This window comes from Candidatus Aquicultor secundus (assembly GCF_002791875.1).
In the GTDB taxonomy this organism is placed as follows: Bacteria; Actinomycetota; Aquicultoria; order Aquicultorales; family Aquicultoraceae; genus Aquicultor_A; species Aquicultor_A secundus.
In genome coordinates, this window is sequence record NZ_PFNG01000071.1 from 1 (window position 1) to 356 (window position 356).

1 protein-coding gene is annotated in these 356 nt (G+C 45.8%); it reads left to right on the forward strand.

Features of this window, described 5'->3' with window-relative positions; all coding sequences use genetic code 11:
* Positions 1-356, forward strand: a 356-nt coding sequence (locus COY37_RS02820; RefSeq protein WP_286975988.1) for a GGDEF domain-containing protein, incomplete at both ends; no start/stop codon positions are given.

Genomic DNA, 356 nt, shown 5'->3' on the forward strand with positions numbered 1-356 from the left:
AACCACTTACAGCTTTCGGATAACGCCATCCTTCTAGCTAAGACCCTACGCGATGGCCTTACGGGCCTTCATAACCATCGTTATTTTCAGGAAGCCCTCGACAAGGCTATTTCAAAAGCGGATAAAACCAAGAAACCGGTCTCGCTGTTTGTTCTCGACATAGACAACCTCTCCGAAATTAACAATCAATACGGCCATTTCTTTGGGGATAAAGTCCTAACCACAATAGGCGCTGCCATTACATCCAAAACCAGGGAAGACGATGAAGCGTGCCGGCTTAGTGGTGATGAATTTGGTGTTATTCTCCCGAAAACCGGTCAAGACCGAGCTTTAACTATAGCAACACGCATTAAGAA